The sequence below is a fragment of the Arthrobacter psychrochitiniphilus genome (assembly GCF_003185915.1).
Lineage (GTDB): Bacteria > Actinomycetota > Actinomycetes > Actinomycetales > Micrococcaceae > Specibacter > Specibacter psychrochitiniphilus.
The window spans coordinates 87,607-111,658 of record NZ_QHLZ01000002.1; the positions used below are offsets into that span (position 1 = coordinate 87,607).

21 protein-coding genes, 1 tRNA gene and 1 riboswitch are annotated in these 24,052 nt (G+C 60.9%); of the genes, 14 read left to right on the plus strand and 8 right to left on the minus strand.

The features are described 5' to 3' along the window. Positions 1-53: 53 nt before the first annotated feature. On the plus strand, positions 54-1,226 hold the full coding sequence (locus CVS29_RS03760; RefSeq protein WP_110105021.1) for a globin domain-containing protein: 1,173 nt from the start codon (positions 54-56) through the stop codon (positions 1,224-1,226). Positions 1,227-1,351: 125 nt separating this feature from the next. On the opposite strand, the gene CVS29_RS03765 is transcribed toward CVS29_RS03760, so the two are convergent. Further along, positions 1,352-3,181, minus strand: a complete 1,830-nt coding sequence (locus CVS29_RS03765) for a phosphoenolpyruvate carboxykinase (GTP) (protein WP_110105022.1) — start codon at positions 3,179-3,181, stop codon at positions 1,352-1,354. A 290-nt stretch (positions 3,182-3,471) separates the two neighbouring features. On the opposite strand from CVS29_RS03765, the gene CVS29_RS03770 reads away from it, so the two are divergent. Beyond that, positions 3,472-3,544 (plus strand) — tRNA-Arg (locus CVS29_RS03770). 227 nt (positions 3,545-3,771) lie between these two features. Here the strand turns inward: CVS29_RS03770 and CVS29_RS03775 are convergent. Next, entirely contained in the window at positions 3,772-4,491 is a 720-nt protein-coding gene (locus CVS29_RS03775) for a FadR/GntR family transcriptional regulator (RefSeq protein ID WP_373366708.1), read from the minus strand. A 397-nt stretch (positions 4,492-4,888) separates the two neighbouring features. On the opposite strand from CVS29_RS03775, the gene CVS29_RS03780 reads away from it, so the two are divergent. The 9 genes from CVS29_RS03780 (at position 4,889) to CVS29_RS03820 (ending at position 16,499) form a co-directional block, all read left to right on the plus strand. Beyond that, a complete protein-coding gene (locus tag CVS29_RS03780; RefSeq protein ID WP_110105024.1) occupies positions 4,889-6,511 on the plus strand; it encodes an ABC transporter substrate-binding protein in 1,623 nt (540 codons plus the stop codon). 137 nt (positions 6,512-6,648) lie between these two features. After that, positions 6,649-7,605: an ABC transporter permease gene (locus tag CVS29_RS03785; protein ID WP_170120886.1), complete on the plus strand. Its 957-nt coding sequence runs from the start codon at positions 6,649-6,651 to the stop codon at positions 7,603-7,605. A 3-nt stretch (positions 7,606-7,608) separates the two neighbouring features. Beyond that, positions 7,609-9,648 carry a dipeptide/oligopeptide/nickel ABC transporter permease/ATP-binding protein gene (locus CVS29_RS03790; protein ID WP_110105025.1) on the plus strand — a complete coding sequence of 680 codons (2,040 nt, stop codon included), beginning with the start codon at positions 7,609-7,611 and terminating at the stop codon, positions 9,646-9,648. Beyond that, a complete protein-coding gene (locus CVS29_RS03795; protein ID WP_110105026.1) occupies positions 9,645-10,472 on the plus strand; it encodes an ATP-binding cassette domain-containing protein in 828 nt (275 codons plus the stop codon). The genes CVS29_RS03790 and CVS29_RS03795 overlap by 4 nt, the downstream gene beginning before the upstream one ends. Positions 10,473-10,546: 74 nt before the next feature. After that, positions 10,547-11,476: a dihydrodipicolinate synthase family protein gene (locus CVS29_RS03800; protein ID WP_110105027.1), complete on the plus strand. Its 930-nt coding sequence runs from the start codon at positions 10,547-10,549 to the stop codon at positions 11,474-11,476. 191 nt (positions 11,477-11,667) lie between these two features. Then, entirely contained in the window at positions 11,668-12,600 is a 933-nt protein-coding gene (locus CVS29_RS03805) for an ROK family protein (protein WP_110105028.1), read from the plus strand. A gap of 31 nt (positions 12,601-12,631) precedes the next feature. Continuing rightward, positions 12,632-13,318: an N-acetylmannosamine-6-phosphate 2-epimerase gene (locus CVS29_RS03810; RefSeq protein ID WP_110105029.1), complete on the plus strand. Its 687-nt coding sequence runs from the start codon at positions 12,632-12,634 to the stop codon at positions 13,316-13,318. A gap of 227 nt (positions 13,319-13,545) precedes the next feature. Further along, positions 13,546-14,463, plus strand: a complete 918-nt coding sequence (locus tag CVS29_RS03815) for an ABC transporter ATP-binding protein (protein ID WP_110105030.1) — start codon at positions 13,546-13,548, stop codon at positions 14,461-14,463. Continuing rightward, positions 14,463-16,499 (plus strand): YhgE/Pip domain-containing protein, encoded by a 2,037-nt coding sequence (locus tag CVS29_RS03820; protein ID WP_110105031.1) that lies wholly within the window; start codon positions 14,463-14,465, stop codon positions 16,497-16,499. Before CVS29_RS03815 ends, CVS29_RS03820 begins: the two co-directional genes overlap by 1 nt. 59 nt (positions 16,500-16,558) lie before the next feature. On the opposite strand, the gene CVS29_RS03825 is transcribed toward CVS29_RS03820, so the two are convergent. The 4 genes from CVS29_RS03825 to CVS29_RS03840 all read right to left on the minus strand — a co-directional run bounded on the left by CVS29_RS03825 (position 16,559) and on the right by CVS29_RS03840 (position 20,445). After that, entirely contained in the window at positions 16,559-17,080 is a 522-nt protein-coding gene (locus tag CVS29_RS03825) for a SixA phosphatase family protein (RefSeq protein WP_110105032.1), read from the minus strand. A gap of 111 nt (positions 17,081-17,191) precedes the next feature. After that, positions 17,192-18,028: a winged helix-turn-helix domain-containing protein gene (locus tag CVS29_RS03830; protein WP_110105033.1), complete on the minus strand. Its 837-nt coding sequence runs from the start codon at positions 18,026-18,028 to the stop codon at positions 17,192-17,194. A 641-nt stretch (positions 18,029-18,669) separates the two neighbouring features. Next, positions 18,670-19,944 (minus strand): MFS transporter, encoded by a 1,275-nt coding sequence (locus CVS29_RS03835; protein ID WP_170120887.1) that lies wholly within the window; start codon positions 19,942-19,944, stop codon positions 18,670-18,672. Continuing rightward, a complete protein-coding gene (locus tag CVS29_RS03840) occupies positions 19,945-20,445 on the minus strand; it encodes a MarR family winged helix-turn-helix transcriptional regulator (RefSeq protein ID WP_110105034.1) in 501 nt (166 codons plus the stop codon). Between the two features lie 220 nt (positions 20,446-20,665). Then, positions 20,666-20,869: riboswitch (cyclic di-AMP (ydaO/yuaA leader) on the plus strand. A gap of 3 nt (positions 20,870-20,872) precedes the next feature. On the opposite strand from CVS29_RS03840, the gene CVS29_RS18620 reads away from it, so the two are divergent. Then, positions 20,873-21,574 carry an aggregation-promoting factor C-terminal-like domain-containing protein gene (locus CVS29_RS18620; protein WP_179442322.1) on the plus strand — a complete coding sequence of 234 codons (702 nt, stop codon included), beginning with the start codon at positions 20,873-20,875 and terminating at the stop codon, positions 21,572-21,574. Then, positions 21,541-22,332: a formylglycine-generating enzyme family protein gene (locus tag CVS29_RS03850; RefSeq protein WP_245932054.1), complete on the plus strand. Its 792-nt coding sequence runs from the start codon at positions 21,541-21,543 to the stop codon at positions 22,330-22,332. The genes CVS29_RS18620 and CVS29_RS03850 overlap by 34 nt, the downstream gene beginning before the upstream one ends. 55 nt (positions 22,333-22,387) lie before the next feature. Here the strand turns inward: CVS29_RS03850 and upp are convergent, their stop codons facing one another. After that, positions 22,388-23,026 (minus strand): uracil phosphoribosyltransferase, encoded by a 639-nt coding sequence (gene upp, locus CVS29_RS03855; RefSeq protein ID WP_110105035.1) that lies wholly within the window; start codon positions 23,024-23,026, stop codon positions 22,388-22,390. 22 nt (positions 23,027-23,048) lie between these two features. Here upp and tadA point away from each other — a divergent pair, with 22 nt between their 5' ends. Then, positions 23,049-23,543: a tRNA adenosine(34) deaminase TadA gene (gene tadA / locus CVS29_RS03860; RefSeq protein ID WP_281268034.1), complete on the plus strand. Its 495-nt coding sequence runs from the start codon at positions 23,049-23,051 to the stop codon at positions 23,541-23,543. Positions 23,544-23,593: 50 nt separating this feature from the next. Here the strand turns inward: tadA and CVS29_RS03865 are convergent, their stop codons facing one another. Beyond that, entirely contained in the window at positions 23,594-24,052 is a 459-nt protein-coding gene (locus CVS29_RS03865) for a hypothetical protein (RefSeq protein ID WP_245932055.1), read from the minus strand.

Genomic DNA, 24,052 nt, shown 5'->3' on the forward strand with positions numbered 1-24,052 from the left:
CATTTAAAATGCTACTTTGGATCTGTCACAAAGACACAACCCAAGGAGTAAAGATGCTTTCGGAAAAATCGCGCCCCCTCATCGAAGCCACGCTGCCGCTTGTTGGCTCGCGTCTGGGCGCCATCACCCCGAACTTTTACAGCCGCATGTTCGCTGCCCGACCCGAACTCCTTGACGGACTTTTCAGCCGCGCCAACCAGAACAATGGTGAGCAGCAAAAGGCCCTGGCCGGTTCCATCGCAGGCTTCGCCTCAGCACTCGTGGCTAACCCTGACATAATTCCCGAGACCATGCTGAGCCGCATTGCCCACAAGCACACCACGCTTGGCATCACCGAGGACCAGTACGAAATTGTGTACAAGTACCTATTCGAAGCCATCGCCGAAGAGCTCTCCGATGTCATCACCGCCGAGATCGCCGAAGCCTGGACCGAGGTCTACTGGCTCATGGCCAACGCCCTCATCAAGATCGAGAAGGGCCTCTACTCCCAGCAGGCCAATGACAAGATGTGGATGCCTTGGCGCGTCATCGAGAAGAACGCCGCCGGCACCGATTCCATGACTTTCGTCCTTGAGCCAGCTGATGACACCCCCGTCACGGTGGCCCGCCCCGGACAGTTCGTTTCCGTGAAACTGGCCCTCCCGGATGGCCTGCTCCAGTGCCGCCAGTACTCGCTCTCCGCCGATGTGGATTCCACCAGCCGCCGCGTGTTCACCACCAAGCGCGACGACGGCGGCGAGGTCTCCCCCGTACTGCACAACAACGTCCAGGTCGGTGACATCGTGGAACTGTCCAACCCCGCCGGTGACCTGACCCTGGACGGCGAAGGTCCCATCATCATGGCCACGGCCGGAATCGGTTGCACCCCCTCCGCCTCGGCACTGCGCGCCCTTGCCGCGAACGGCGCAGACCGCGAAATCATGGTGCTCCATGCAGAGAAGAACCTGGCAGCCTGGGCCCTGCGTGATCAGATGACCAACGATGTTGACGCCATTGACAGCGCCAACCTGCAGTTGTGGCTTGAAGAGCCCACGGAGGGCTTCAACAAGGGTTTCATGTCCCTGGAGGGCCTGGACATTCCGGAGAACGCCTCCATGTATGTGTGCGGTCCACTGCCGTTCATGAAGGCCATCCGCAACCAGGCAATTGACGCTGGCATCCCGTCCACAAAGATTCACTACGAAGTGTTCGGCCCGGACTTGTGGCTAGCCGGGACCGCCGCATAACCGCAAAAATCAAAGCAGGAGCCGAGGTTCCCGGAGCGGGGATGGATTTTCAAGGTCGCCCAGCGACCGAAAAAAATCTTACTGCCCGCGAGGGAGCCTCGGCTCCTGCGTTTAATGCTGGGGCGTCAGGCGGCGAAGCGCTGCTTGAGGCCTTCGAGTTCGGCAGCCATTTCCGCCGGGAGGGAATCGCCGAAGCGGGCGTACCATTCATCGATGCCGGCAAGCTCCTCTTTCCATTCAGCCGCATCCACCTTGAGCGCATCTGCTATGTCCGCATCCGAGACCTCCAAACCTGCCAGGTCCAGTGCCCCTTCGGCCGGGACAAAGCCGATAGGGGTCTCCACGGCTGCAGCCTTGCCTTCGATCCGTTCGATGATCCACTTGAGCACGCGGCTGTTTTCACTGAAGCCGGGCCAAGCGAAGCCACCCTCTGCGTTGCGGCGGAACCAGTTCACCAAGAAGATCTTGGGTAGGCGCTCTTGGTTACCACCGGCGGAGAGATCGATCCAGTGCTTGAGGTAGTCACCGGCGTCGTATCCGATAAAGGGGAGCATGGCCATGGGGTCGCGGCGCACCACACCTACGGCTCCGGTGGCAGCAGCCGTTGTCTCGGATGAGAGGGTGGAGCCCATGAAGATCCCGTGGGTCCAATCGCGGGCCTGGGTCACCAAAGGAATGGTGGTTTTGCGCCTGCCACCGAACAGAATCGCGTCAATTTCAACGCCTTCCGGGCTGTAGTAGTCCGGCGAGAGCATGTCCACCTGATCGATGGGTGTGCAGAAACGGGAGTTCGGGTGAGCTGCGGGCCGCCCGGTCTCGGGGGTCCAGTCCTGGCCGCGCCAATCCGTGAGGTGAGCGGGCACCTCGTTGGTCATACCCTCCCACCAGACACCGCCATCGTCCGTCAAAGCAACATTGGTGAAGATGGAATTTCCCTTGACAATGGCGGCCATGGCATTCGGGTTGGTGGACCAGCCAGTGCCGGGGGCCACTCCGAATAAGCCGGCTTCCGGGTTAACAGCACGCAGCTCACCTTCCTTACCGAAGCGCATCCAGTTGATGTCATCGCCTAGCGTCTCGGCCTTCCAGCCGGGGATGGTGGGTTGGAGCAGCGCCAGGTTGGTTTTCCCGCAGGCAGACGGGAACGCTGCAGCAACGTGGTACGCCTTGTTTTCGGGGCTAATGAGTTTCAGGATCAGCATGTGTTCGGCCAGCCAGCCCTCATCACGGGCCATGACGGAGGCTATCCGCAGGGCAAAGCACTTCTTGCCGAGCAGCGCATTTCCGCCGTAGCCGGAACCGTAGGAGAAGATGGCTCGTTCTTCGGGGAAGTGCACAATCCACTTCTCCTCGTTGCACGGCCAGGGAACATCTTTTTCACCTGGGGCAAGCGGGGCACCCACCGAGTGCAGTGCTGGGACGAAGAAGGCGTTGGTTTCCTCGATCTTGCGCAGGACCTCGGAACCGATCTGGGCCATGATGCGCATGGAGGCAACTACGTAGGCGGAATCGGTGATCTCCACGCCGAACTTGGGATCCTGCGCGTCAAGGGGGCCCATGACGAACGGGATGACGAACATGGTGCGCCCGCGCATACTGCCGGCAAACTTCTCGTCCAGGATTTCCTTCATGGCCGCCGGGTCCATCCAGTTGTTGGTGAATCCGGCGTCGCGCTCCTTTTCGGAGCAAATGAAGGTGCGTCCTTCTACTCGGGCCACGTCCTTGGGGTCCGAGAAGGCAGCGAAGGAATTCGGGAACAGTTCCGGGTTCAGACGGGTCAGTGTGCCTTCATTCACCAGGTGATCCGTCAACAGGGCATATTCCTGCACAGACCCGTCTACCCAACGGATACTCTCCGGCAAGGTTAGCGCAGCAACTTCAGCCACCCAGGCGGCGAGGCCCTCATGGGTAGTGGTAGCCTGCTCAACGGATTCCTGCACTGGCGCGTTGCCCATTGTGTGTCCCTTCATTGGGTCGGTAGGTGGTGTCTAAATGCTATGGCGCGTTTTTTGGAGCCTCTGGGGGTTGGATATGGGATGAGTAGCTGGATACCGTAGCAACTTCCGCGTCTTTCCGGGGTTCTCAATTTTTGTTATCCGTATCATTTGTGACTCACGTCACCTAGACCGGTCTAGTGTTGGGGAACACCGCGATTTTGCGACTATCCGATTTGTACTCTCCGCCCAAGGTGGGTTAGAGTTATTCACGGCCCGAGGGTCAACAAAGAAACAAAGAAACAAAATATGCGTGCGTAGCTCAACGGATAGAGCATCTGACTACGGATCAGAAGGTTGGGGGTTCGAATCCCTTCGCGCGCACTTTCAAGAAAGAGTCCCAAGCTTGTGCTTGGGACTCTTTCGTTTAACCAATGCGCCGGCCCGTTCAAGCAGTGCTTCGCGGCGTAGTGATTCTTCGCGGCTTGCGGTTTAGCCGGATTCAAATAATGCCGCCGCCACCGCACTGCGGTGGCGGCGGCAAAAGACACCCGCCTCCGCTACCAGCGTCCGGACTCAGGGAGATGCGGCAGAGCACTTTCCGTTACGAATTACTCAGCTTCTACAAACTTGCGGATTTTGGCCCGGATTCCATCGAAGTGGCAGCTGAGCAGCTGTGCAGCGCCACGCCCATCCTTGGCAGCCACGGCACGGTAAATGGCCCGGTGCTCTGCGGCTGTGCTGAGAAGATCCTGCCCGCCAGTACCAATTTCCACGTGGATCTTGTGGTAGACCTTCCAGAAGACACTCATCAGGTTCATCAGCAGCTCGTTGCCGAGGGGCTCGAACAGCAGCCGGTGAAACTCAGCGTCAGTTTCGGTGAAAGGTTCCTTGCGTTCTGCAAGCTCTTCCATCTTCACCACTGTGGCTTCAATGCGCAGCAAGTGCTCCGGGCTGACCAAGGAGATTGATTCGCTAATTAGCCCCGCCTCCAACGCTTGGCGGATATCCACCAGCTGCAAGGCCTCCAAACCTTCGTGGCGCAGTGACAAGCGGCCACGGAAGGTCATCCCGTCAGCCAAGGCATCAAAATTGCTGGGAGCCACAAACATGCCAAATCCGTGCCTAATCTCGATGACACCCAACGCCTGGAGCACCTTCAGGGATTCCCGCAAGGTATTGCGCCCCACGCCGAGGACTTCACACAGCTCATTCTCCGTGGGCATGGGATCACCGGAATCTAGGTCCCGGTCCAGGATAAGTTCCATGATGTCCGCCTGTAAGGCACGCAGACGCGCCTGTGCACTGAACCTGGCCTTGGGCACAATCATCGAAATGGACAACAAAAACTCCTCAGAAACTAACGCTGCACTAACTGCAATTATCACTTCGCTGGCGAAACTTACGGGAAAAAGACTTTCCCCTGCCTCCTGCCCCCTGCCACGAGCCTTGCAATCCTGCCGCTCGGGGCCAACACGCCTGCTGCATGACCACGTGATCCAGACCATAGAATATCGGATGTCCGACCATGCTCCTATAAATCCCACCCGCACAGCCGTGCAAGTGGATTTTTGGGCCGAAACAAGCTCAACGCCGTGGCGGACAAATCTGAGGCCAAAATGGAACCTCAAAGCATTTGACCAACCGTGTGATGGCTATTACAGTTTCATTATAAGCATCGGACGTCCTACATCCGATAACTCTTACATGAAATGGTGAGTCACCAGTATGAGCAATACTCTTCAGAACCTGCCTGCGACCCCGGCGTCGCGGCGCACGTTCCTCAAGGCCGCTGGCGTCCTTGGTGCAGCTACCGCCTTCACAGCAACACTGGCAGCTTGCGGCTCCTCCACTGACACCAGCAAAGACAATGCCAACACCGGAACGGTTAACAAGGACCTCAGCATTGAAGCTGGCATCTCCTACTCGTTGTCCACCGGCTTTGACCCCATGAGTTCCTCGGGCGCAACCCCGCTGGCCGCCAACCTGCACATCTTTGAAGGCCTTGTAGAGCTCCACCCGGCCACCCGCGAGCCCTACAACGCTCTCGCCAAGGAAGATCCCAAGAAGGTGGATGAGACCACCTACCAGGTCACCATTCGCGACGGTGCCATGTTCCATGACGGCACCCCGGTCACCACCGAAGATGTTGCCTACTCCTTCGAGCGCGTACTGGACCCGGCCAACAAGGCCCTGTTCGCGCAGTTCATCTTCTTCATTGACTCCGTCAAGGCCATTGATGAGAAGACCGTTGAGTTCAAGCTGAACACCGCATTCGCCGGCTTCGGCCCGCGAATTTCCGTGGTCAAGGTTGTTCCCAAGGCCCTCGCCTCCGCCGATCAGGTGGCTTTCGACGCCAAGCCCGTCGGCACCGGCCCGTACAAGTTCGTTTCCGCAGCCAAGGATGACAAGATCGTCTTCGCTCGCAACGATGCCTACAACGGCCCGAAGCCGGCACTGGCCAAGGACATGACCTGGTTCCTGCTCTCGGATGCCTCGGCTCGCGTCACCGCCATGCAGTCCGGCCGCGTCCAGGCCATCGAGGACGTCCCCTACCTGGACGTTGATGCGCTCAAGAACAAGGTTGACGTAGAGTCCGTACAGTCCTTCGGCCTGATGTTCTTGATGTTCAACCTCTCCCGCGCACCCTTTGATAAGAAGGAAGTACGCCAGGCACTGCACTACGCCTTGGACAAGGAAGCAATCATCAAGACCGCCCTCCTGGGCAACGGAACCGCTGCCACCTCCTTCTTCCAGGAAGGCAGCCCCAACTACCAGTTGGCTTCCACCGTTTACGGTTACGACGCCGAGAAGGCCAAGTCACTGCTGGCTGGTGCAGGCGTCAAGGACTTGAAGCTGACCCTGACCAGCACCGACACCGCCTGGGTCAAGGACGTTATCCCGCTCATCAAGAAAAACTGGGATGCCATTGGCGTTGCAACCACACTTGAGCCCCTGGCTTCCGCCGCCGTCTACGCACCGGAGAAGGTGGGCGGCTTGAAGTACGACGTTGTCGCAGCCCCCGGCGATCCGTCCGTGTTCGGCAACGACGCAGACATCCTGCTGAGCTGGTGGTTCCGTGGCGATACCTGGGCCAAGAACCGCTTCGCCTGGAACGAATCCGCAGAGTACAAGGAAGTCCAGACCAAGCTCGATGCAGCGTTGGCCGCTCCCGAAGCCGATGCCAAGGCTCTCTACAAGGAAATTGTAGACATCATCGCTGAAGAAGTTCCTCTGTACCCGATCTTCCACCGCAAGCTGCCCACAGCGTGGGACGCTAAGAAGCTCGACGGCTTCGCACCGCTGCCCACCACGGGCATCTCCTTCATTGGAGTTGGCCGCACGGCATAGCATTACCGTTTCACCCAGACCGGAGGGGCTGTGGCCTACCACAGGCCACGGCCCCTCCGGCCTGAAATAATCTTTCCTATGATGCAGCACACAGTCCTCCCTTCTGCGCTGTTGCAAATAGAACCGGAGTAAGTACATTGGCAAACTTTTTGCGCCTGCTGGGACGCCGGCTCGCAGCCCTACCGTTGATGATCCTGGGCGTAACCCTGCTCGTCTTCGTAGTACTGCAGTTCACTCCCGGTGACCGCGCCGTTGCCGCGCTGGGTGAAGGAGCCTCTCTTGAGGCCCTGGAGCAATACCGCGAAGTCAACGGATTCAACGATCCCCTTTTCATCCAATACTTTAATTACCTAGGCAAGCTCCTCACGGGCAACTTCGGTAACACCCTGCCGCCGGCAAAGCCGATCACTGAGGTCATTGCCAGCGCCTTCCCCGTGACCTTGCAGTTGACGTTCCTTGGCGTCCTGATCGCCATCGTCATCTCCCTTATCTTCGGTGTTCTCGCAGCCCTGTACCGCGACAAGTGGGTTGACCAAGTTATCCGCATCTTCTCCGTCGCAGCCATCGCCACCCCGTCTTTCTGGCTGGGCATCTTGCTTATCCAGTGGTTTGCCCTTGGCGATAACTCCTGGTTCCCCTCCGGCGGGCTCGCAGATCCGAGCGAAGGCTTCATGGGCTGGCTCAGCTCCATGACCCTTCCTGCACTTGCCCTGGCAATCCCCGTTTCGGCATCGTTGATCCGTGTTGTCCGCACCTCCATGGTTGAGGAGCTGGACCGTGACTACGTCCGGACGGCTATTGGCAACGGCGTCCCGTACACCACGGTCGTTTCCAAGAACGTCCTGCGCAACGCCCTTGTCACCCCGGTGACCGTGTTGGGCCTGCGCATTGGCTACCTTCTCGGCGGCGCCGTCGTGATTGAAATGATCTTCTCCCTGCCGGGTATGGGTCAGCAGATCCTCAACGGCATCACCAACTCCGACACGAACCTGGTCCAGGGCGTGGTCCTGGTCATTGCGGTGACCTTCGTGATTGTGAACATCCTGGTGGATCTCCTTTACCTGCTCATCAACCCCCGAATCAGGACGGTCTAAGCCATGCGTAGCAAACTTGCCGAACGGTTAAGCGCGCCAGGTCTGCGCTTCAAGGCCCTGACACTGGGCTCCAAATTGGCCTTGCTGTTCCTGATTTTTATTGCCCTTGTGGCCATCTTCGCGCCGTGGATCGTCCCGCATGATCCGCTCGAGACCGGAGATCCGGCCCAGGCACCCAACGCCATCCACTGGTTTGGTACCGACCGTATTGGCCGCGACGTCCTGTCCCGCCTGATGTACGGCGCCCAGGCATCCTTGATGATTGGCCTTGGCTCCGTGGCGTTGGCTGTCATTGTTGGCGCAACGCTTGGTTCCTTGGCAGCAACGTCCTCCAAGGCTGTCAATGAGGTCATCATGCGCGTCATGGACATCCTCATGGCATTCCCCGGCATTGCCCTGGCCGCCGTTTTGCTGACCGCGTTCGGTAACTCCGTGCCCACCATCATCATTGCCATCGCCATCATCTACACACCGCAGATTGCCCGTGTGGTGCGTGCCAACGTCTTGTCCCAATACGGTGAGGACTACGTCCGTGCCGAGCGCGTCATTGGCGCAGGCCGTGCATATATTCTGCTCAAGCACATTGTTCGTAACACTGCCGCCCCGGTGCTGGTGTTCGCAACAATCATGGTTGCCGACGCCATCATCTTGGAAGCCTCCTTGTCCTTCCTGGGTGCTGGTATCCAAGATCCCGATCCCAGCTGGGGCAACGTGATCTCCTACGGCCGCAACTTGGTGCTCTCGGGTGGCTGGTGGGCAACCACCTTCGCCGGTCTTGTCATCTTGTTGACTGTGCTTTCCTTGAACATCTTGGCCGAAGGCCTCACCGACGCCATGGTCAACCCGCGCTTCAAGAAGGCCGCCCCGGTCAAGGACGACGACGGTTCCGGTGCTGCCGCTCTTGAGCTAGCCAAGGCTGATGCTGCTGCACGCGCAGCCATCGAAGACCCCTTCGCCGCCCTGGATGTAGAGCTCCTGCGGCTCCAAGCCGTGGAATTGACCCGTGGGGATCGCCTTCCCCAGGTTGCCCCGGACGCCCGGGTGATCCTTGAAGTCACCAACCTTTCCATCCGCTTCCCCGGCCGCTTCGATAGAACAGCCATTGTGGATAATGTTTCCTTCACTGTCCGTGAAGGCGAAACCATGGGCCTGGTGGGCGAATCAGGTTGTGGCAAGTCCATCACCTCACTGGCCATCATGGGATTGCTTCCCAAGACTGCCGAAGTCACCGGCTCCATCAAATTTGATGGGAAGGAAATGCTGGATCCCGTCACCAAGCACAGCTCAGCCAAGGCCTATGACGGCCTGCGCGGCGAGCAGATCGCCATGGTCTACCAGGACGCGTTGAGCTCCTTGAACCCGTCCATGCTGATCAAGGACCAGATGCTGCAGCTGACCCGCCGCAACGGTCGCAAAACCCCGGCGGAACTGCTGGAACTGGTCAAGCTGGATCCCGTACGTACTCTCAAGAGCTACCCGCACGAGCTTTCCGGCGGCCAGCGCCAGCGCGTACTGATCGCCATGGCCTTGTCCCGCTCGCCCAAGATTGTGGTGGCAGATGAGCCCACCACCGCCTTGGACGTCACGGTTCAGAAGCAGGTTGTTGACCTGTTGAACGAACTGCGTGAGCAGCTTGGTTTCGCCATGGTGTTCGTCAGCCATGACCTTGCCCTGGTGGCCTCACTGGCTCACAAGATCACCGTCATGTACGCCGGCCAGGTAGTGGAATCCGCGCAGGCTTCCGAGCTGCTGGCACATCCCACCCACGAATACACCCGTGGCCTGCTGGGTGCAGTTCTCTCCATTGAGTCCGACGCCGTCCGGCTGCACCAGATCCCCGGTACGGTTCCCTCGCCCCGCGAGTTTGCCAACGGTGACCGGTTTGCCAGCCGTTCCCAGCGTCCCGACGCTGATCCGGCACAGAAGCTCTCCTTTGTCTCCCTCACCCGTGCCGGTGAGAGAAGCGATCACTTCTGGGCCAGCCACAAGCTCGAAGATGCCCAGAGCGTTTCCGCTGGGGCAGATACGGAAGGTGCCTCATGAGCAAGCAAGCAGCAGGAAAGCCCGTCAGCGGCGCTACCCCTGTCATTGAACTGAAGGACTTGCACGTCCACCACCGGACGCGTTCCGGTGGCCTGTTCAAGCCGAGCTACGTCAAGGCTGTCAATGGTGTGAACTTCTCCATCAGCCGTGGTGAAACCGTGGGCATTGTGGGTGAGTCCGGTTGTGGCAAGTCCACTCTGGCCTCGGTTCTTGTTGGGCTACAGACCCCCACCTCCGGTGAGGTGCTGTTCCACGGAAAGCCCGCCATCAAGCGCAACGCCGCCATGCGCAAGGAGTTTGGCCGTTCTGTTTCCGTGGTCTTCCAGGACCCGTCAACAGCGTTGAACCCCCGCATGACCATCCAGGACATCCTGCTCGATCCCTTGGTGATTCACGGGATCGGTAATGGCGCTTCCCGTTTGGCCAAGGTCCACGAGCTGCTGGCCCTGGTTGGCTTGCCGCAATCGGCAGCCGAGGTCACGCCGTCGCAGGTTTCCGGTGGACAACGCCAGCGTGTGGCCATTGCCCGCGCACTGGCGCTTGGCCCGGACATCATGGTGGCGGACGAGCCCACCTCCGCACTGGATGTTTCCGTCCGTGCACAGGTACTGAACTTGCTCTCTGACCTGAAGAAGGAACTGAACCTGGGCATGGTCTTTATCAGCCATGACATCCAGACAGTGCGCTACGTTTCAGACCGCATTGCCGTCATGTACTACGGCCAGATTGTTGAAGAGGGCTCCGCGGAGCAAATCTTTGACAACCCGAGCAACGACTACACGAAGAAGCTCCTCGGCGCCGCGCCGTCGCTGCTGCACCTCTAACCCCACCCACGCCCGATTGGGCGCGGTCCCCCCCAAATTTTCCACTCAATCAATACAATTTTGGAGCAATTCACGTGACTACCGTCGCATCCCGTTTCCAGGGCGTCATCCCGCCCGTCTGCACCCCCCGCACAGCTGAAGGCGCCATTGACGTCCCCTCGCTGGAAAACCTGACCCGCCACCTGCTGGACGGCGGCGTGAGCGGCCTATTTGTCAACGGCTCCTCAGGCGAGGTCACCCACCTGACCAACGCTGAGCGCGACACCGTGCTGACCACCATTGCCGGCGTCAACGCCGGACAGGTCCCGCTGCTGGTGGGCGCCGTTGAGCAGACCACCAACCGCGTGATCGAAGAAGCCGCTCGCATGGTGTCCCTCGGCGCCAACGCAATCGTCGCCACCAGCCAGTACTACGCCATCAGCAACGCCGAGGAAAACGGCCGCCACTTCCGTGCCATCGCCGCGTCCGTGGACGTCCCCGTCTTCGCCTATGACGTTCCCGTGCGCACCCACTTCAAGATGCCCACAGACCTGCTCGTGGAGCTGGGTCGCGAAGGCATCATTGCCGGGGTCAAGGACTCCTCAGGCGATGACGTCTCCTTCCGCCAGCTGCTGATCGCCGCACGCGACATCCCCAACTTTGACATCTTCACCGGCCACGAAGTAGTTGTTGACGGCGCCATGCTGGGCGGTGCCCAGGGCATAGTTCCCGGCCTGGGTAACGTTGACCCGGCCGCCTACCGCCGCCTGTACGACCTCACTGTCGCAGGCGACTGGGCCGGTGCTGCTGCAGAGCAGGACCGCATTGCCGACGTCTTCAACATCGTCTACACCCCGAAGGCTGGCCGCGTATCCGGCAACGCCGCCGGCTTGGGCGCGTTCAAGACCGCACTGATGCTCATGGGCGTCATTAAGACCAACGTCATGTCCGCTCCCATGCTGCCCTTGGATGCGGATGAAACCGCAGCGATCAAGGTCATCCTGGAGCGCACGGGCCTGATCTAGTCCCCACCCGCTCCCCCGCTGAATCCGCTGGCGCGTATTCGGCGGGGGCCCTCGGGCGCGTGGGCCCACCCACGCCCTCCCCCAAGCTCTCCCCAGCCGCGTTCCTGGGCCCTAGCCCCTCGCGGGCATGGGCCCAGAAACGCGGCTGGGGAGCACTTGTTTTTGCTTGATTTGAACTTGAAGGAATTTACATGCGGTACGTAGTTGGCGTTGACCTAGGCGGAACCAAAACAGCTGCCGGCGTTGTGGCAAGTGACGGCTCGGTCCTGCTCACGGAGCAAATTCCCACCCTGAACCGCGATGGTGGCGAGGCCATCTTGGATGCCACCGCCGCGCTGGTCCGTTCCCTCGTGACCAGCGCAGCCGCCAAAGGCGCTGTTGTCGAGGCCGTGGGTGTGGGTTCTGCCGGTGTCATCAACGCCGCCGAAGGCACCGTCATCTCGGCCACCGACGCCATTCTGGGGTGGAGTGGAACCGCTATCGCGGCGGGGCTGACGCAGCGGCTGGGACTGCCCTGCGCCGTGGTCAATGATGTGCATGCCCACGCACTGGGCGAGGCCGGCCACGGGGCCGGCGCAGGCGCGGCCACCGCACTCATGGTCGCTTTTGGAACGGGCGTAGGCGGCAGCTTTGTCATTAACGGCCAGCCCGTTCTTGGCGAACACTTTGTGGGTGGCCACATGGGGCACTTCGCCTCACCATTGGCGGTCCACCGCGGCACCCCGTTACCGTGTTCCTGCGGCCACGTGGGCCACGTGGAAGCCATTGCTTCAGGCCCGGCCATCCACGCCGCCTACCGCCGCGATGGCGGAAGTGCCACACTGGCGGACACCCGGGCCGTATTTGAGTCAGCCCGAGCAGGGGACCATCTGGCATTGAGTGTCATCGCCAAAGCTGCCACGGCAGCAGGGCAAGCAGTGGGTGGATTGATCAACATTTTGGACCCAGCAGTGGTTGTTGTCTCCGGAGGACTGGCGGACGCCGGCGAGCTGTGGTGGGCTGGTATGGAAACGGCTTTACGTGCTGAACTTCTGGCGCCGCTGTCCCAAGTGCCCGTGGTGCGTGCGAGCCTTGGAAACACGGCCGCCATTGTGGGCGCAGCATCCCTGGTCCTTGACCACTAAATTACTTTTTTCAGCTTTTCTAGGAGTCACGATGACACTGAAATTGACCAACTTTGATGCCCTTGCCGGGCAGCTTGTAGTGTCCGCCCAGGCGTACCCGGGCGAACCCATGCGCGATCCTCGCACCATGGCCCAGGTGGCGGCGTCAGCCGTGACCGGAGGCGCTGCGGCCATCCGGGTCCAGGGCATTGCGGACATCCAGTTCACCCGGGCCGCCGTGGAAGTTCCCGTGATTGGGCTCTGGAAAGACGGGCACGACGGCGTCTTCATCACCCCCACGCTGCGCCATGCTCTCGCCTGTGCCAGCGCCGGTGCGCACATTGTGGCCATTGACGGAACCCGCCGGCCCCGTCCTGACGGCCTGAGCCTTGAAGAGACCATTGCGGGCGTGCACTCGAACTCGAACTCCCTGGTCATGGCAGATTGTGGTTCCTTCGAAGATGCCGTTGCCGCGGCCGAGGCTGGGGCGGATTTGATCGGCACCACTTTGGCCGGATACACCGATGATCGGCCCAAAACTGACGGCCCGGACCTGGAGCTGATCGCCCAGATTGCCGCCGCCAACTTGGGGGCCCCGCTCATCGCTGAAGGCCGCATCCACTCCCCCGCCCAGGCCCGCGCAGCCATGGATGCCGGCGCCTTTGCCGTAGTGGTGGGCACGGCCATTACGCACCCATCCTCCATCACCGGATGGTTCAAGGCAGCACTGGACGCCTAGGGTTTCCCGCCGCAGGCCCCTTCTGCCCGTCATTTACGACGGCGGAGGGGGCCTTTTGCGTGGTGTGCCGGAGCGCATCGGCGCCTGCCATCTTGACCCGTCAGAGGGAACCTGAGAAGCGCTTCATATGGAACAGTGACATGTGAGCATCCCACAAAATTTTGCACTGACTAGTCGGTTCTGATATTTTTATCCAGCTCACCCCCCCTGTCAAAGGAGCGCCCCACATGCTCACCACCCACCAGCTGCATATTGACGGCCGGCATCACACTCTGCTGCCAGCCACCACCTTGGAAGCACTTCGGGGCGATTTGCTCCTGGTTCAGGCAGGCGGCCAATCACGCCGCACAGCCCTTGCCCTGGCTCTGACAGGGCGGATGAAACCCTCCACCGGCACCGTCGCCATGGGACATGAGGGCTCCATGGCCACGCTGCGGCGCCGCAGCGCCATCATCGATGCCCCCGAGGTCAACGCGCCAGAACACCACCTCACGGTCCGCTCCCTCGCCTCGGAAGATCTGGCCCTAGTCCCGCTTAAATTCCGTGACCGAACCCGCCCCACCGAGTGGCTGGTTAGACACGGTTTCCGGGACATCCTGGATAAATGGGTGGAAGAAGTTGACTCCGGACGGCTCCTGCACCTCCAACTCGAGCTCGCCCTCGCGGACAGCTGCGTGGATCTGGTGGTCATCGACTCCCCCGACCGCCACACAGCCAACACCGACGCCTGGCTCCCCCTCCTCACCCGTCTCGCCACCGGCGAACTGGGACGCGGCGCTGACGCCAGCTCCGAGACCCCGCTGCGGCCACTCATCGTGGTAGCCGTGGTGGGCAGCATCCCCTCGGACTGGAACGGGCCCACGGCTGTTGCCGGTGAGGATATTGCCGGCGGTGTCGCTGACGGGGAAGCCGATGGGGATGGTAGCGAGGACGCCGACGATCAGGCCGGGCAGGATACAGGCGGGGTTGGGCTGGAATCGTCTTCGCGGCCTTCCGATCCTGGCCCGCAAGCGGCCTCCGGCCTCCCTGACACCGTTTCGGAAGAGACCGTTTCACTCCCCACCACCGGCATGGGTGACGATGTTGAGCCCACGGCAGGGTCTGGCGTCGTGCTTGAGCGTACTAGCGATCCAGAGGAAAGCTAATGACCATCCTGCGATTGGCCTTATCCGAACTCAAGCGCATGACGGGCGGGATCCTGCCCAAGCTGACAATTGTGGCCATGGTGATGGTCCCGCTGCTCTATGGGGCCGTGTATTTGTACGCCAATTGGGATCCGTACGGCAACCTTGACCAGCTCCAGGCCGCGGTAGTGGTCCAGGACGAAGTCGCCGTGACTAAGGACGGCAAGGAACTGCGGGTAGGCGAAGAAGTTGCCCAAACCCTCATCAAAGACCACAAGTTCGATTGGCAACTCGTGGCCACCCCCGAGGAGGCAAACAATGGGGTCAAAGACGGTGAATTCGCTTTTGCCCTGATCATCCCCAAGGACTTCTCAACGAATCTGGCGTCTCCAGAGAACTTCGATTCTGCCACGCAGGCCATGATGAGCGTGACCACTAATGACGCCAACAACTATTTGCTGACCTCCATTGTGGATAAAGTAGCCACCCAGGTTCATGCCTCCGTTGCCCAGCAGGTAGGCGAACAGACCGCTAACTCCCTTCTCACCGGCTATGGCACCATCCATGCGCAGCTTGTGAAGGCTGCTGACGGGGCGCAACAGTTGGCGGACGGAGCCGCCACATTGGACACCGGGGTGGGCACGCTCAAGGGAGGTACCTCGGATCTCCTCACGGGAGCCGAGCAGCTGGCAGCTGGACAAAAGGACCTGGTGGCCGGGACCAAGCAGCTGCAGGCCGGGGCCTCTGCACTGAACACCGGGCTGGGCCAGTTGGAGACGAAAACGTCCGCCCTACCCGAGGATACGCAGAAACTTTCTGATGGTGCGGCAGCAGTTTCAGGAGGCAACGCCGCCTTGAACTCTAAGGTTCAGGGCGCCATTGGATCGGCCGAGAAGCTTGACGACGCCGTCAACACCGCCATCAACAACAAGCTCGATTCGCTGGTCACGGACGGCACTCTGACTCAGGAACAAGCAAGCACGATCCGTACCCGGCTGGAGACAGCCGCCACAAGCCCCGCCATTGTCGATGTGAAAAACCAGCTCTCCGCCAGCGCTGAAGATGTGCAAAAGCTCGCTACCGGGGCCGCTGCGGTTGCCGACGGGGCCAAAAAATTGGCAGGCGCTACGCCGGCGCTCACCACGGCTATTGAGCAAGCCCACGCAGGGGCCGGGGAACTCTCAACAGGCGCCGGCACCCTTGCTGACGGTCAGCTCACGGCCCTAGATGGCGCAGAAGCGCTGGCAGCGGGCGCCAAGAAGCTGGATACCGGCGCGGGTGATCTGAAGTCAGGATCCAGCAAAATCTCCTCAGGGGCCAACGAACTGGCCAAGCAATTGCGCAGTGGCTCAGGCTCGGTTCCTAACCCCAATGACAAGGACAAGGAGAACGCGGCGGGTGTCATTGCCGATCCCATCCGCATTGACTCCGTATCCCAGGCCCAGGCGGCCAACTACGGCTCAGGTCTGGCACCGTTCTTCCTGGTGCTTGCCTTGTGGATTGGCGCCTTCATGCTGGTGCAGGTGATGCGTCCGCTGACGGTGCGGGCCTTGGCCTCCAACGCCCCGTCCTGGAAGATTGCCATTGGCGGCTGGCTGCCCTTTGCCGCGGTGGCCACCGCACAGGCGCTGCTGCTCTACGCCGTGGTGCACTTTGGGCTGGGGCTGGAACCAAGCCACCCGTGGCTCACCCTGGGCCTGCTCATGCTGGCCTCGCTGGCCTTCACGGCGCTGATCCAGGGGATTGTGGCCCTGTTGGGGACACCTGGGAAGTTCGTGGTGCTGATCCTGCTGGTGCTCCAGCTGGTCTCCTCTGGCGGCACCTTCCCCTGGCAGACAACCCCAGAACCCCTGCACATCATGCACCAAGTACTGCCCATGGGCCATGTTGTGGAGGGCATGCGCCACTTGATTTACGGCTCTGACATTGCAGCGCTGGTGCCAATAGTCCTGGGTCTACTGGGCTACATGGTCCTCGGTTTTGTGATGGCCTGGGCAGCCGTCCACCAGAAGAAGACCTGGACACTGAAAACCCTCATGCCCGAGATGGAGGCCTGAGCCACCCGGCAGCGGCCCAAGCGCACCAGAGGCGCACCAGAGACCACCCGGCAGAGTGGCTAACGCGGCACCACAAAGTTCACCAGCGTGGCGTCCTGACCGTCAAGGGTGGCCCAGTCGCCACTGTGCTCAAACACGGCAAACGCACTCGTGGGAAACCCTGAGGCCAGATCCATGTAGGCGTCCTGGTCTGATTCCCGCGACGCCAGCCGCAGCGCCAGCGACTGGATACCTGGCATGTGGCTGATCACCATCAGGGTACCCACGGTTTCTGGCACGTGATTGATGACCGAAAGCATCGAGGTGGCTCCGGCCGCATAGAGGCCCGATTCCAGCTTGGGGGTGGGTGCTTTCTCGCCGAGCTTCTGGCACACCCAGGTACACGTCTGACGGGTGCGCAGCGCTGATGAGCACAGGATAAAGTCCGGGACCACCGAGTTTTCCATCAGCCATTTGCCAGCCAGGGGCGCCTCAGTGTGGCCACGTTGGGCCAGTGGCCTGTCATGGTCTTCTACGCCCAGCGGAAATGCCGCCTTGGCGTGGCGCATTAGGATCAGCCGCTTAATGTGGTGTTCGCTCATTCTTCTAGTTTAGTGAGTGTTAGAAGTGCACAACGGCGGATTCCCCGCCCAGGTGGGGAATCCGCCGTCGTGCATGTTCAGGAGCGCTACTAGAGCCTTCAGTTATGGGCGTTAGATGGAGTATTCCGGCGCAGCCCAAACAACCACTTCGGGGTGCTCGTAGAAGCGGTAGCCTTCGCCGCGGACGGTGCGCACGGTGTTGGCCAGGCGGCCCAGTTTGGAGCGCAGGCGGCGGATGTGCACGTCGATGGTGCGCTCGTTGGGGACCTCATCGGCGTTGGACCAGAGCCCGCTCAAGAGTTCGTCGCGGCCTACGGTACGCGTGCCGTTTTCCACAAGGTAGTTCAGCAGCTCGAACTCCTTGAAGGTGAGGTTCAGGGTATCGCCGTCCAGGTGCACTTCCCGGCGGGCCAGATCAATCAACACGCCAGTGGGGCGCTGTTCCGCGGCGGGGGTGCGCACGGGTTCCTGACGCTGGCGGCTGGCCACTGTGGGATCGCCGAAGGTGGAACGGACCACGTCCAGCGGGGTTCCCACCGCGTCCGACGGCGCAATCGCCACCGCTGCATAGCTTTGGGCCTGCGGGACAAGGGTCTGGGCGTAAGCACGAATGTCCTGTGCAAGCTTGGCCAAGGACGTTCCCGCAGCGGCGGCCGTGTCCTCATCCACGCCCACGTACAGCACAAAGCCGCGGGCAACGTTATCGGGGCTGACGCCGCGGAGCACATCTGCCTCGCCGCCGGCAATAACGGGCGTGGGCGCCGTCATGGGGTTGCTGTCAGCGGCCGGGACGGCGCGCAAGCGGGCAGCGGCGCTGGGAGTATCGGCGCGGTAGCCGGCGTGCTCTTGGTGTGAGCTGCGGTATCCAGCACCTTGGCTGGTGTTGCGGGCAACGGCCTTGGCGGCGTTGCGGACAGAGATGTGGACGTATCCGGATGCTACTGACATTGAACTACCTAGGTGTATGGCCGTGTGAGGACGGCGCGAATGCTTCCTGTGGTTCTGCCCCTACAGAACCGAAAAGCCCTGTCTCCAGAGCCGACCCAAGGGCAAAGACTAGCTGCACGTACCCAACGCGTGGTGCGCTGGGATGGCTGCCAGGATTGTGAGCTAGGACTGCATTCGACAACCACGCGTAAACCGTCCGGTCGATCCGAGGCGGGCAGTTGCTGCGGCTGCAGAATTTACTGAGTGGGTGTTCACACTTGCCAGTGTCCTACGTAACAAAGGGAACTTGCAAGTAACATAGCCCCAAAGTGTCCACGATGTGAGATTGTGCTCTAATTTGTGATCAAGCCGATACTGTTGCTTTGCTCTCACTTTGTGACCATATGACGCTTTGGGTCAAAGAAAATAACATTATTGAGTGCTTTGAGATCAATAAGTTCGATCAATATGCTAATTCGTACAAATTTATTCAGCGCGTTCAAAAGCATGGCTAAGATGCCCTCGGCAAGTTGGCCGGTCCGCCCAGCTTTCTCCCAGATTTTCACGCTAGGTAAACAGATGTTTACTTAGAGGACCCCGGGCGCTCACTGTTTACTTTTGCTGATTGCTGATTGCTGATTGCCGATTGCCGATTGCTCTGGCTATCCCGCCGTGTGGCGCAGTCCCCGCACCATCCACGCAGGCCGCAAACTCTTGAATTGATCCCGCAGCCGCACACTATTGCGCCTGTTCATCAAGAACAGTGCGGCCAGGCCCGCCACGAACGCCACAACGGCCCCCATCCCCAGTGACCACCGGGCCCCAAACTCGGTGGCAATCCAACCAACAAGTGGTGCCCCAATGGGTGTCCCACCTTGAAGGACCACCATGTACACGGCAAGCACCCGGCCCCGCATGGCAGAATCGGTGGTCAATTGCACGGTGGTGTTGCAAGCGTTCATGAATGTTAATGAGGCCAGCCCCACGAGGATTAGAGCCAGCGCGTACAGGACGTAGCTCGGCATCAGGGCAGCTATGCCCACTGTGACACCGAAGGCCAAAGCACCGCCAACTATGTACATCATGCGCATGTTCTTTCGCCGGGCCGCCAGTAAGGCCGCACCCAGCGTGCCAATCGCCATGACGGAGCCGAGCAACCCGTACTCCCCTGGTCCCAAGTGGAACACGCTGGTGGCCATGAGTGCGTTGGTGATCTGGAAATTCATGCCAAAGGTGCCCACCAAAAATACTAGGACCATGATCATCAGAAGATCTGGCCGCTGCCGAATATAGACCAGTCCTTCGCGGATCTGCCCCTTGGCTCGGGGCACATGTACCGCGGGGACAAGTTCTGCGGTACGCATCCGCCACAAGGAAAAGATGACGGCGGCAAAGCTGGCGGCATTGATAAGAAAGGCGGGGCCCGTGCCCACCAGGGCAATGACCAGACCGGCAACGCCGGGGCCTGCCAGCCGAGCTAAGTTGAAGGAGGCACTGTTCAGCGCAACTGCGTTGGGTATGTCGTCCTTTCCAACTACCTCAGAGACGAAGGCCTGACGTGACGGTGCGTCAAAGGCACTGGCCACACCCAGAAGAAGTGCCAGTACATATACATGCCACAGTTGTACAGCCCCCGTAACAACCAACATTCCCAACAAAAACGCACAAAGTCCCATGGCTGTCTGTGTGATGAGCAGCAACTTGCGCTTGTTCACCCGGTCACCGAGCAGCCCGGCGTAGGGACCAAGGAAGACAATGGGCAGGAACTGTAGGCCCGTAGTGATGCCGGCAGCCGTTCCGGAATTGTGGGTCAAAACGGTCAGAACCAACCAGTCTTGGGCAACACGCTGCATCCACGTACCAATATTGGACACCAAAGCCCCTGTTACCCAGAGCCTATAGTTATGCACTTTCAGGGCGCGGAACATGGAGTTCATCTAGGCTTTCACCTCTTGCATGCCCATCTCTGGTGCGCTCATCGCTTGCAGGATCATTGAGGCCTCATGGAGCGTGGCCTGCTGTGCGGGAGTAAGCGCCGCTAGCCGCTGCGCCAGCCACGCAGTCCGCATGGACCGTGCCTGCAGCAGGGCCGCACTTCCAAGGCTGGTGATACTAATACGTACCTGACGTTTGTCCAGCGGGTTTTCCCCACGGCTCACAAAACCGGCCACCACCAGATCGTTGACGATCCTTGTCATGGACGGGGCCGCAATCTGTTCCCGGGCGGCCAGTTCTCCCACAGTGCGGGGCGCACCCATGAGTCCGGCAAGTACCGAATAGCGCCCGGGGCTAAGTTCCCCGGTGGCTGCCTCAGCCCGGATCCGCCTCGAAGTACGCATTACTGCCACGCGCAGTTCCGCGGCTAAGGGGCCAGTATCAGGGGTGTGGTCCAAAATGGTGCCGTCAGGGGCGGTATTGTGCTGGGAAGTCTTAGCCATCAGTGCTCATCTACCTCATTGCAAATCTGCCTAGTTAGAAACTAGTTTCATATATCCTCCTTGCAACTCTAGATCCTTAGCATTGCTAAGTAAATATTACGTGGCTCACCCGCTACAAAGGTCGTTACCATAATGTGACATAGGGTTCCGGTTCGGTTACGCTGGCAGAAGTGCCCGCTGAGCCACCATCGGCTCTTGGCATCAATGGACGGATCGCCGAGCTCTGCCCCCGCCCATTTCCCAACTTCTCCATGGCAGAGACGGGGGACCCATTATTTGCGGGCCTTCCTCACTTGGAAGCCCTTGGGGTTAAGCCAGTGCAATAACAGCCGATTGTGAGCAGTGAAAGCTGCCACGGACCATTGCACGGCCGGATTCTCTAGTCCGTTCCCGACAGCTCACCTCGCAGGCGTAGAGAGGCTCCTCCATGTCTTCAACCCCCCAGCGCGGCCGTCGCCGCGCCGAGCCTGCCAGCCGCCGCCCCTCTGTCCTGCGCACCTCGGCCTTCGCCACTGCCACCAAGTGCGTGGCAGCCGCATCGCTCGTAGGTGTTCTTGTTGCGGCAGGCTCGGTGGCCTCGCATTCATCTAGTGATGATGCCGCGGCGAGCTCCATTGGCAGCTTGGCGTCAACCGTAGATCAGGGCGCCCCTGCCATCTCCGCTCCTACCGACGCAGCTATCAGCTTCTCCGGAATCACTGTCAGCTCAAAGCCCTCCCCCACGTCCGGCCCTACCGCCGCCGCTGTCAAAGCCGAAGCGGAAGCGGTCAAGCCGGTGGCGAAAGAGACACCCGCCCCGCCAGCTCGTGCCGGCGCCGTGGATGACCCCGCTGCAGCTCGGGCCTTCGCCTCATCCCAGCTGGCATCCTTCGGCTGGGGAGCAGATCAGATGAGCTGCCTGAGCCAGTTGTGGCAGCGCGAGTCCGAATGGCTCACCTCCGCCGAAAACGCCTCCAGCGGTGCCTTTGGGATCGCGCAGTCGCTGCCTGCCAACAAGATGGACAGCGCAGGAAGTGATTGGGCCACAAATTATGAAACTCAGATTCGCTGGGGAATGGGCTACATCCAGGGCCGGTACGGTTCACCCTGCGGCGCTTGGGGCCACTCCGAATCCGTGGGCTGGTACTAATCCTGCACACGCTGGAGATTCCTGGCGGCACCATCACCTTACGTAATGCCCGCTCCGGGACACGCCGCGAGGTGGCCCTGGCGCCCTTCACTCTGGGCCGCACGCAGATCACCCAAGCCCAGTGGCACAAGGTGATGGAGCATAGCGGGACCCCGCCAACCGCCGTCGGGCTTCCACAGCATGGGCTCACCTGGTTTCAGGCCGTGGACTTTTGCAATGCAGCCTCGGTGCAAGACGGCTTCACCCCGGCCTATGAAATCTGCGGGCGCAGCGTCGAGTGGGACGTGGCAGCACAAGGATACCGCCTGCCCACCGAGGCCGAATGGGAGTGGGCCGCGCGTGGCGGGACGCTCTCCGCGGTGTACGGCGAGTTGGCCCAGATTGCGTGGACTGCCCTGGACGCGGTTGACGGGCCGCAACCAGTCGCCGGCAAAAAACCCAATAACTACGGCCTGTTTGACATGATCGGCAACGCTTGGGAGTGGTGCTGGGACTACGCGGACACGGCCCGCTACGGCGAGTACAGGAGCCTGCGCGGCGCCGGTTGGGATGATCCGCCGTGGAGTCCCCGGGCCTCGGTCCGCCGGGGCAGCGCCCCGGATGCGGTCCTTGAGGATGTGGGATTCCGGGTAGCGCGCGGGCCCGTGGGCGCACTGGGCTCATGTCTAGCGCAGGGCTGGTCCGCAGCCGCAGACAAAGAACGTGCGGCCATCACTGGCCCGCGCCCTGTGGGCTGGACACCGCTAAAATCCCTCTAGTGTCCCTCCAGCCCGTCCTCTCACACAGCCGTGAGCCGCATGCTAACGGTGAGAGTTAGTCCACCACGCCGTAGAGGCGGTCGCCGGCGTCGCCCAAGCCCGGCACAATGTAGGAGTTCTCATCGAGACCCTCATCAATGGATGCAAGCACAACGTGGACGTTGTCACGCCCGCCATGAGCGGCTTCCAGCTTCGCCAGACCTTCCGGCGCTGCGAGCAGGCAGATGCAGGTGATGTCCGCGGCGCCGCGGTCAAAGAGGAACTTGAACGCCTCAATCAAGGTGCCGCCGGTGGCCAGCATGGGATCCAGCACGTACACCTGACGGCCGGTCAGGTCCTCGGGCAGGCGTTCTGCGTAGGTAATGGCCTCGAGGGTTTCCTCATTGCGTGCCATGCCCAGGAAGCCTACTTCGGCGGTGGGCAGCAGGCGGGTCATGCCTTCGAGCATCCCCAGCCCGGCGCGCAAAATCGGGACAACCAGTGGTGTGGGCTTGACCAGTCCAGTGCCCACGGCGGAGGTCACCGGTGTCTCAATATTGACCGGCTCCACCCGCACTCCGCGGGTCGCCTCGTAAGCCAACAAAGTCACCAATTCCTCGGTGAGCTGGCGGAAAACAGGTGACGGTGTGGTCTTGTCCCGCAGGACCGTCAACTTGTGGGCAATAAGCGGATGGTCCGCAACGAATACGCGCATGAATAAAAGCTACCATTGAGCCGTGCCCAACACCTCTGATTTCTACCCAATAGAGACAACCACCACGGCTTTGCACGATGGTTGGATGAGTCTTGCCCTTGACCAGGCACAGTTGGCTCTCACCACGGCGGATGTGCCCATTGGCGCCGTAGTGCTTGGACCGGACGGGGAAATCCTTGGGGTGGGCCGCAATGAGCGTGAAGCCCATGGCGATCCCACGGCGCATGCGGAGGTAGTGGCGATCCGGGCGGCCGCCGCAAAGTTGGGTGAGTGGCGCCTGTCCGGCTGCACCCTGGTAGTCACATTGGAGCCCTGCACCATGTGCGCCGGCGCCATAGTTCTGGCCCGGATTCCACGCGTGGTTTTTGGCGCCTGGGATGAAAAGGCGGGTGCTGCTGGGTCGGTCTTTGATGTGCTGCGTGAGCGCCGGCTCAACCACTGGGTGGAGGTGTTCCCCGGTGTGCGCGAGGACGAATGCGCGGCACTGTTAAGGGATTTCTTTAGTATCCACCGCTAGTAGCCTGCGGCCTCAGTAGCAACCCCCAGAAAATGGTTCAGTGGCTGCTCTTAGGGCTCGATGGTAAGCGTCTGCGAGGGTAGCACACAGGAAGCCCTGTGGATTTCTGCTGCGCCATGGCCCACCCTATTGTTCCGCCCCGTGTCATCGCACCAGTCCAGGTTATAAGGGAAGGCAGCCACAGATCCTGTGCCGGGGACGGCAGATTCGGGGAGGGTCACGGCGGTACTGAACCCGCCGGCGTCGTTCATGGGAGCCAGGGTGTCCACAATCTTTACACCGGAGCCATCCATGACTTCGAGCTGGATTTGCGCGGTGTCACCATAGCGAGGGTTGCATGTGGCATCATCGGCACTGATGGTGAAAGACTCTCCGGGGCGGGCAGCATCGGCGCTGAGCGAGAACGAGGGCGGCATGCAGCCGTCGCCCCCAAAGGTTCCGACCGGCTGGCCGCAGCCCGTTCCTGACAGGAGCAGCACTGCCGCCACAATTCCTGCTGCTTTTCGCAT

Coding starts and splice junctions, on each gene's coding strand:
- CVS29_RS03760 (WP_110105021.1), top strand. CDS start 54: ATGCTTTCGGAAAAATCGCGCCCCCTCATCGAAGCCACGCTGCCGCTT.
- CVS29_RS03765 (WP_110105022.1), bottom strand. CDS start 3,181: ATGGGCAACGCGCCAGTGCAGGAATCCGTTGAGCAGGCTACCACTACC.
- CVS29_RS03775 (WP_373366708.1), bottom strand. CDS start 4,491: ATGATTGTGCCCAAGGCCAGGTTCAGTGCACAGGCGCGTCTGCGTGCC.
- CVS29_RS03780 (WP_110105024.1), top strand. CDS start 4,889: ATGAGCAATACTCTTCAGAACCTGCCTGCGACCCCGGCGTCGCGGCGC.
- CVS29_RS03790 (WP_110105025.1), top strand. CDS start 7,609: ATGCGTAGCAAACTTGCCGAACGGTTAAGCGCGCCAGGTCTGCGCTTC.
- CVS29_RS03795 (WP_110105026.1), top strand. CDS start 9,645: ATGAGCAAGCAAGCAGCAGGAAAGCCCGTCAGCGGCGCTACCCCTGTC.
- CVS29_RS03805 (WP_110105028.1), top strand. CDS start 11,668: ATGCGGTACGTAGTTGGCGTTGACCTAGGCGGAACCAAAACAGCTGCC.
- CVS29_RS03810 (WP_110105029.1), top strand. CDS start 12,632: ATGACACTGAAATTGACCAACTTTGATGCCCTTGCCGGGCAGCTTGTA.
- CVS29_RS03815 (WP_110105030.1), top strand. CDS start 13,546: ATGCTCACCACCCACCAGCTGCATATTGACGGCCGGCATCACACTCTG.
- CVS29_RS03820 (WP_110105031.1), top strand. CDS start 14,463: ATGACCATCCTGCGATTGGCCTTATCCGAACTCAAGCGCATGACGGGC.
- CVS29_RS03825 (WP_110105032.1), bottom strand. CDS start 17,080: ATGAGCGAACACCACATTAAGCGGCTGATCCTAATGCGCCACGCCAAG.
- CVS29_RS03830 (WP_110105033.1), bottom strand. CDS start 18,028: ATGTCAGTAGCATCCGGATACGTCCACATCTCTGTCCGCAACGCCGCC.
- CVS29_RS03835 (WP_170120887.1), bottom strand. CDS start 19,944: ATGAACTCCATGTTCCGCGCCCTGAAAGTGCATAACTATAGGCTCTGG.
- CVS29_RS03840 (WP_110105034.1), bottom strand. CDS start 20,445: ATGGCTAAGACTTCCCAGCACAATACCGCCCCTGACGGCACCATTTTG.
- CVS29_RS18620 (WP_179442322.1), top strand. CDS start 20,873: ATGTCTTCAACCCCCCAGCGCGGCCGTCGCCGCGCCGAGCCTGCCAGC.
- upp (WP_110105035.1), bottom strand. CDS start 23,026: ATGCGCGTATTCGTTGCGGACCATCCGCTTATTGCCCACAAGTTGACG.
- CVS29_RS03865 (WP_245932055.1), bottom strand. CDS start 24,052: ATGCGAAAAGCAGCAGGAATTGTGGCGGCAGTGCTGCTCCTGTCAGGA.